Here is a 7,284-nt window from a genome sequence, read left to right on the forward strand (position 1 = left end):
CCACGGCCCGGTGGCGCAAGCGGCGGTACGCCCGCCGGCGCGGCTCGTCCGGGTCGGGCTCGGCGACCTGCCGGAGGCTCGCGGTGCGCAGCTCGGCGAAGGCGCTCGCCAGCCGGTCGGCGTGCGGGTTCCGCTGGTCCATCAGTTCGCCGTCCTTCCGGTCGGGCGGCCGGCCGCTGCGGACCGATCGGCGGTCGACTCCCCGGGTTCGTGCTCGGTGAGGCAGGTGGCCAGTGCCGCCCGCGCCCGGTGCAGCCAGGACTTGACCGTGCCGGGAGCCACTCCGCAGTCCTCGGCGATCTCGGCGACGGTGAGTTCGGCCAGGTAGTGGAGCACCACGGCACGCCGCTGGTTGGCCGGCAGCGTCCGGAGGGCGGCGGCCAGCGCCACCCGCTCCGGACCGGGCCCGTCCACCACCTCCGGGCGCTGCCGCTGCCCGAAGAGCCGCGCGGTACGCAGCCGCCGCCACCGGCTCGCGGCGATGTTCCAGGCCACGCGGCGGACCCAGGCCACCGGATCGTCGTACCGGGCGATCCGGTGCCAGCGGGGCCACGCTCGGCTGAACGCCTCCTGCACGAGGTCCTGCGCCTCGGCCAGGTCCCCGACGAACGCGTGGAGCTGCACCACCAGTGGCTGGAACTGGTGCCGGTAGATCTCGTCGAAGCCGGGCCCGGCGTCCTCCGCCACGGCGGCGCTCACCTCCATCGTCGGTCGGGCCGGCCAGGTCCCCGCTCCGGGCGGGGTGGGCGTGCGCGGCCGCGGGGTCACCCACGGCCGCGCCTCTGCCTGGCTCATCGTCAGTCGGCGGTGACGGCGAAGGTGGCGATGTTGTCGGCCGGGTCCACGTCGGTCAGCTCGTCGCCCCAGCTGAAGGTGGCGTACAGCCGTACCGAACCGGACCCGAGGTCACCGGGCGTGACCTCAGCCGGCGCACGGAGCAGCAGCGACATGGTCCGCTCCTCGCCCGGCATGAACTGGCCGCCCGGCACCGTGCAGTCGCGGGCGCAGATGTCCTCCGGCTCGATCCCGGCGACGCGGACCCCGGCCGGCAACGTCGGCGCCAGCCAGTACGCGTCGTGCGCCGCGTCGCCGTCGACCCGTACGGTCAGCGGCAGCCTGCCGAACCAGCTCCCGTCGTCCTGCCGGGCCAGGGTTGCCGTACCGGCGGTGACCGAGGCGTCCGTGCGGGTGTCCCGGGTGTACGGCCGGGGGTCGCCGAGCGCGCCGGTGGTCGCCCGGAACAGGGCGGTGAAGCTCGCGCCGTCGTTCGCCGGGTTCCCGTCCCCGGTGGTGACGGTGAGCTGCCCGCCGGGGGTGGACATCGGGTACGGCCGCGTCGTGGTCAGCACCCGGAAGTCGACCGTGAACCGGCGCTGCTCGCCGGGCTGCAACGCCCCGTCCGGGACGTGGCAGTAGATCGTCCGCGCCGGCCGGGGGCTGCTGTAGAAGCACGGGTCGGCCGGGGTGGTGCCGACGAACGCGCCGGGCACCGGCTCGGTGATGGTGAGGTCGAGGTAGGCGGCCTCCGTGCCCCGGTAGGTGACGGTCACCGGCAGGCTGCCGGCGTACCCCCGGTCGGTGGGTTCGAGCACCAGCCGGCCGACGGAGACGGCCGTGTCGCCCGGCGCGGCGACCGCCGGTCCGGCCGCACCGGTCAGCGCGAGCCCCGTGCCCAGGACGCCGGCCAGCAGCCGGCGGGTGAGGGTCCTGGTCATGTTTCTTCCTTCCGATCCCCGTGGTACCGCCGGCGATTCCCGCCGACGGTGTTACGGCCAAGACACCCCGGGGACCGGTGATTGGTTGCAGTCGGTCGTGACCGGTGCGCGTCGGGTAGCGGACAGCGGGAACGCGACGCCCCGGGCGGGAGCCTCCCGGCCGGGGCGTCGCGCGCTCAGCCGACCACCCGCAGGTTCACCGTGTCGTCCTCCGGGTGCAGGTCGCCCCAGTACCGTCCCTGCCCGTCGAAGTGGACGACCCGCAGGCTAGGCCGGTCACCCGAGGCCGCCGGATCGACCCGGAACCGGAACGTGTAGGTCCGGCTCCTCCCAACCCGCAGCCCGTCCAGGACGCAGACGTTCTCCCCCTGCATCGACCCCGTCCCGCAGCGGGACAGGTCGCCCCCGGCGGGTGCGCCGACCGTGAAGAGGTTGCTGAAGCCGAGCCCGGGTACGTCCACCGGTCCCTTGTTGGTCACGGTGACGGTCACCGAACCGGTCCGCTTCCCGCTCGCGTCGGGCGGGCCGAGGACGAGGTCGCCGGCCTTCAGGGTTAGGTCGGTCAGCCGTGGGTCCGTCCCGAATGACATCGGTCCGGCCGTCTGGGTGAAGGCGTCGCCCGTCCAGGCGTACGTCCGCGACTGCTGCTGGGCCGACCATCCGGGGGAGCCGCAGCAGGGCTGGGTGTCGGCGACCTGTGCCCGAACCTTGCCGTCAGAGGTGACGGAGAAGCCCGTGATGTCCTCCATCCCCTGCTGGGTGCCCACCACCCGGCCGATGGTGACGATCCGGCCGGCGGCGTCCCGGTCGAAGGCCACCAGCTGCTTCGCCTGGGCCTCGCCGGTCCGGCAGGCCACCAGGGCCACCGTCTCGGTTGCGCCGTCGCCGTCCAGGTCGCCGTAGCCGAGGTCGCCCAGCACCGACGGGAGGGAGGAGTCCAGCGGACCAGCCTGGAGCCGTACCTGACCGGTGCAGACGTCCTCCACGCCGGTCAGCCAGGTCGGCAGGTCCACCCGGGCGGCGAAGAGCTGGCGCCGGCTGATCCCTCCGTTCGGCGCGGCCGTCGGGCTCGCCGTGCCCGGCGTCGGGGACGGGGCCGCGGACGGGGTCGGCGAGGTCTCTCGGGTCGGGATCGGTTCGACGGACCGGGCCGGTGCCGGCGGCGTATCGGACCGGCCACCCAGGGCCGCGTTCGCCGCGACCGGGAGAGCCACCGCGAGCGCCACCACGGCCGCGACGGCGACCAACGCCCGCCGGCGGCGTCGGCGGACGGTCAGCCGCACGTCGTCCGGGCCGGCCGGCCGCACCGCCGGGCCGTACGCCTCGCGGTATGCGGCGAACTCGCCGCTGAGCAGGATGTCCTCGATCTCAGTCATGGTCGTTCACCTCGCTCGTGCCGGCGAGCCGCGTCGCCAGCGCCGCCCGGCCCCGGTGCAGCCAGGACTTGACCGTGCCCTCCGGCACCCCCTCCTGCGCCGCGATCTGCGTGATGGACAGGTCCGCCAGGTAGTGCAGCACCACCGCCCGGCGCTGGCTGGCCGGCAGCTGCGCCAGGGCGACGGTCAGCGCCACCCGGTCCGGTTCCGGACCCGGCACGTGCTCCTCGCGCTGCCGGTTCAGCCAGGACTGGGCGGCCCGCAGCCGCCGCCAGCGGCTGGTGGCCAGGTTCCAGGCGACCCGGCGTACCCAGCCCAGCGGGTCGTCGTAGCGGGACACCCGGGACCAGCGGGCGAACGCCCGGCAGAACGCCTCCTGTACCAGGTCCTGAGCCTGCGACAGGTCGCCGCAGTAGGCGGCGACCTGAAGTGTCAGCGACCGGACGTGGGCATGGTAGAACCCGTCGAAGTCGATGTCCCGGCGCTGCTCGCGGTGCTCCGGTCGGTCCGCTGTCCGTTCGGGTGGTGGCTTGCCGAGCCGGGGTTCTCTCGTCACCTTCATCTGGTCCTCCCCGTGCGGGTCACCGCTGCTGCGGTCACACCGGTCACACGCCATGACGTCGGCGGAGGTTGCGCCGATCGTGCCCGTCGGGGCTGTGGTTGACTGTCTGTTCGAGGACAGCTGAGGGAGGCCCGAGGTGCAGTTGCCGGCGGTGCTCGGCGAGCCGATCCGGTTCGTGCTGAACTGGGGCCGCCGCTACTCGCTCTGGGTCTTCAACTTCGGCCTGGCCTGCTGCGCCATCGAGTTCATCGCCACCAGCATGGGCCGGCACGACTTCATGCGGCTGGGCGTCATCCCGTTCGCCCACGGTCCCCGGCAGGCCGACCTGATGGTGGTCTCCGGCACCGTCACCGACAAGATGGCTCCGGCGGTCAAGCGGCTCTACGACCAGATGCCCGAGCCGAAGTACGTGATCTCCTTCGGCGCCTGCTCCAACTGCGGCGGCCCGTACTGGGACTCGTACTCGGTGACCAAGGGGGTCGACCAGCTCATCCCGGTGGACGTCTACGTGCCCGGCTGCCCGCCCCGCCCGGAGGCGCTGCTGCACGGCATCCTCCGCCTCCAGGAGAAGATCGCCGCCGAGCAGTCCGGCCCGGGTGGGGTCAGCCGCCCGGACCGGCTCGCCTCGCCGGTGGACGCCGGGCCCCGCCCGGTGGAGTCGCTCACCGCGCCACCGGTACGTCCGCCGGCCGGCTGAGCCGGGGGTGGCGACCCAGGGCTAGCCTCAACGCCGTTCAGTTAGGCGTGGGCGTGGCTGGTCAAGGGCGTGTTGATCGGGGAGTGAGAGGCGGGGTTCCGGTATCAAGGTTTGTCACTCCAAGACAACTCGAACCAGGAACCCCGCTCGGTGGATCAGATTGCCATAACCCGTACGGTCACGGTAGCGGCCGGGCCGTTCGCAGCCGGTCATCTCGGTGAGTTGACCCGCCTCGTGCCGTTCGAGATGGTCGATGACGTCCTTGCCGCGACCCGGCGTACGCAGCAACGGGTTCGGTTGTTGCCGGCCCGGGTCGTGGTGTACCTGCTACTGGCTGGTTGTCTGTTCGCCGATCTCGGCTACCGGCAGGTGTGGGCGAAACTCGTCGCCGGCCTACGGGGGCTACCAGTCGCCGATCCCAGCGCGAGCGCCTTGCGACAGGCCCGACAACGACTCGGCTCGTCCCCGCTGCGGGCCTTGTTCGACGTGCTCCGTGGTCCCGCGCCCACCGGCGCCGTCGGACAGGTGTGGTGGCGGGGTCTGCTGCCGGTCGTCGTCGACGGCACCGTACTCGCCGTCGCGGACTCGACGGCCAACCTGCGCCGCTACGTCAAACAACGCGGTAACCACGGCGGTTCCGGCTATCCGAGCCTGCGGCTGAGCGCCCTGCTCGCTTGCGGCACCCGCTCGATGCTCGACGCGGTGTTCGACCCGGTCACCACCAGCGAGATCGTCCAGGCACGGCGGCTGGCCCGCAGCCTGCGCGCCGGGATGCTGCTGCTGGCCGACCGCAACTACGCCGCCGCCGATCTGATCACCACCCTCACCGCGACCGGAGCCGACTTGCTGATCCGCTGCAAGACCGGCCGGAAACTCCCGCTGATCCGCCGCTGTCACGACGGATCCTGGCTGTCGATCATCGGCAGCCAGCGCGTCCGCGTCATCGAAGCCAGAATCAGCATCACCACCAAAGGCGGCAGCCACACCGGTGACTACCGCCTGATCACCACTCTCCTCGACGCCCACCGCTACCCGGCCGCCGATCTGGCCCGGCTCTACCACCAGCGGTGGGCGATCGAAACCGCCTACCTCGAACTCAAGTCCACCATCCTCGGTGGTCGGGTCCTACGAGCCCGCACCCCCGACGGCGTCGACCAGGAGATCCACGCCCTGCTGATCGTCTACCAGGTGCTCCGCACCGCCATGGTCGACGCCACCGACAGCCAACCCGGCCTCGATCCGGACCGGGCCAGCTTCACCATCGCCCTCAACGCCGCACGCGACCAGGTCACACACGCCGCTGGCGTCATCGCCGACACCGTCATCGACCTGGTCGGCGTCATCGGTGAACGGGTCCTGGCCAACCTGCTGCCAGACCGCCGCATCCGCACCAAGACCCGCATGATCAAACGCTCGAACTCCAAGTACCAAGCCCGAGGACCGAACATCGACCGCCGCACCTACAAGGCCACCACCAGCATCGACGTCATCACCGACGGCCCTTGACGAACCAGCCGCCGCCCTAACTGAACGGCGTTGGGGCTAGCCTGCGGGCCATGACCCAGTCCGCGGACAAGCGTTCCGCCTTCATCGTCGACGTGCTGACGGAGGAGTTCGGCGCGTCGATGGCGCTCGACCCGGCGGCCTTCCGCCGCAAGTTCCGCAAGATGGCCGCCTCCCCGTTCGCCTTCTACCGGGGCAGCGCCTCACTCTTCTACGCCGACCAGCGCGGCGACTTCGCCAGCGACCGCTTCCTCGACGAGCGGACCAGCCGGGTGTGGATCCACGGGGATCTGCACGCGGAGAACTTCGGCACGTACATGAACGGCTCCGGCCAGCTGGTGTTCAACGTCAACGACTTCGACGAGGCGTACGTCGGGCCGTTCTCCTGGGACCTGAAGCGCTTCGCGGCCAGCGTGGCGCTGCTCGGTTACGCCAAGGCGCTCTCCGACCGGGTGATCGGCGAACTGGTGGCCAGCTTCGCCCGGTCGTACCTGACCGAGCTGCGGGCGATCGCCGCCGGCGGGGACGACGCGATCGGCTCGATCACCCTGGAGAACGCGGACGGCGTGCTGCGCCGGGTGCTCCAGCAGGCCCGGCTGAACACCCGGGTCGACCTGCTCGCCACGCAGACCACCATCGACAACTACGAGCGCCGGTTCTCGCTCGGCGACGGCGTCTTCGAGATCGACGCCGAGACCCGGGAGCAGGTCTGCGCCGCGTTCCACGACTACCTGGGCACGCTGCCCGAGGCGACCGCCCGGCTCCGGCCGGTCGCCACCAACATCAAGGACGTGGTGCTGCGCAAGGGCGTGGGGATCGGCTCGGCCGGGCTGCCCTCGTACAACCTCCTGCTCGAGGGGCACACCCAGGCGCTGGAGAACGACGTCGTCATCTACATGAAGCAGGCCCAGGTGCCGGCGGTGGCGCGGCACATCGACGACGAGCGGGTCCGCTCGTACTTCCGGCACCAGGGGCACCGGACCGCCGAGTCGCAGCGGGCGTTGCAGGCGCACGCCGACCCGTGGGTGGGCTTCACCGAGCTGGCCGGGGCCGGCCAACTGGTCGCCGAGGTCTCCCCGTACGCGGCCGACCTGGACTGGGCGGACGTGAACGAGCCGGAGGAACTGAGCGGCGTCCTCACCGACCTGGGCCGGGCGGTGGCCCGGATGCACTCGGTGGCCGACGACGAGTCCAGCCACGACCTGGTCGACTACTCGACCGAGGAGTCCATCGTGGCGGTGGTGGACGCCGACCCGGACGGGTTCGTCGACTACCTGGTCGACTTCGCGCACGCGTACGGGATCCGGGCCCGGGAGGACCACCAGCTCTTCGTGGACCTGTTCCGCAACGGCCGGCTCCCGGGCATCTGAGCGGCGGGGCGGGGGGGCGGCGCCCCCCCCCCCGCTAAGGGAATTGCAGCGCGACCGGGAT

7 protein-coding genes are annotated in these 7,284 nt (G+C 72.0%); 3 read left to right on the forward strand and 4 right to left on the reverse strand.

The window, feature by feature from the left end; all coding sequences use genetic code 11:
• Nucleotides 1–141 precede the first annotated feature (141 nt).
• The 4 genes from ACWEVO_RS24750 to ACWEVO_RS24765 form a co-directional block, all read right to left on the reverse strand.
• Nucleotides 142–705 carry a SigE family RNA polymerase sigma factor gene (locus ACWEVO_RS24750; protein WP_452309910.1) on the reverse strand — a complete coding sequence of 188 codons (564 nt, stop codon included), beginning with the start codon at nt 703–705 and terminating at the stop codon, nt 142–144.
• Nucleotides 706–797: 92 nt separating this feature from the next.
• On the reverse strand, nt 798–1,715 hold the full coding sequence (locus ACWEVO_RS24755; RefSeq protein ID WP_452309904.1) for a hypothetical protein: 918 nt from the start codon (nt 1,713–1,715) through the stop codon (nt 798–800).
• A 176-nt stretch (nt 1,716–1,891) separates the two neighbouring features.
• On the reverse strand, nt 1,892–3,091 hold the full coding sequence (locus ACWEVO_RS24760; protein WP_452309905.1) for a hypothetical protein: 1,200 nt from the start codon (nt 3,089–3,091) through the stop codon (nt 1,892–1,894).
• Entirely contained in the window at nt 3,084–3,653 is a 570-nt protein-coding gene (locus ACWEVO_RS24765) for a SigE family RNA polymerase sigma factor (protein ID WP_452309906.1), read from the reverse strand. Before ACWEVO_RS24765 ends, ACWEVO_RS24760 begins: the two co-directional genes overlap by 8 nt.
• A 136-nt stretch (nt 3,654–3,789) precedes the next feature.
• Here ACWEVO_RS24765 and ACWEVO_RS24770 point away from each other — a divergent pair, with 136 nt between their 5' ends.
• From ACWEVO_RS24770 to ACWEVO_RS24780, 3 genes are all read left to right on the forward strand, one after another.
• Nucleotides 3,790–4,350, forward strand: a complete 561-nt coding sequence (locus ACWEVO_RS24770) for an NADH-quinone oxidoreductase subunit B (RefSeq protein WP_452309907.1) — start codon at nt 3,790–3,792, stop codon at nt 4,348–4,350.
• Nucleotides 4,351–4,500: 150 nt separating this feature from the next.
• On the forward strand, nt 4,501–5,856 hold the full coding sequence (locus tag ACWEVO_RS24775) for an IS4 family transposase (RefSeq protein ID WP_452309908.1): 1,356 nt from the start codon (nt 4,501–4,503) through the stop codon (nt 5,854–5,856).
• A gap of 50 nt (nt 5,857–5,906) precedes the next feature.
• Nucleotides 5,907–7,223: a DUF2252 domain-containing protein gene (locus ACWEVO_RS24780; RefSeq protein ID WP_452309909.1), complete on the forward strand. Its 1,317-nt coding sequence runs from the start codon at nt 5,907–5,909 to the stop codon at nt 7,221–7,223.
• Nucleotides 7,224–7,284 lie beyond the last annotated feature (61 nt).

Source organism: Micromonospora sp. NPDC003776 (assembly GCF_053605645.1).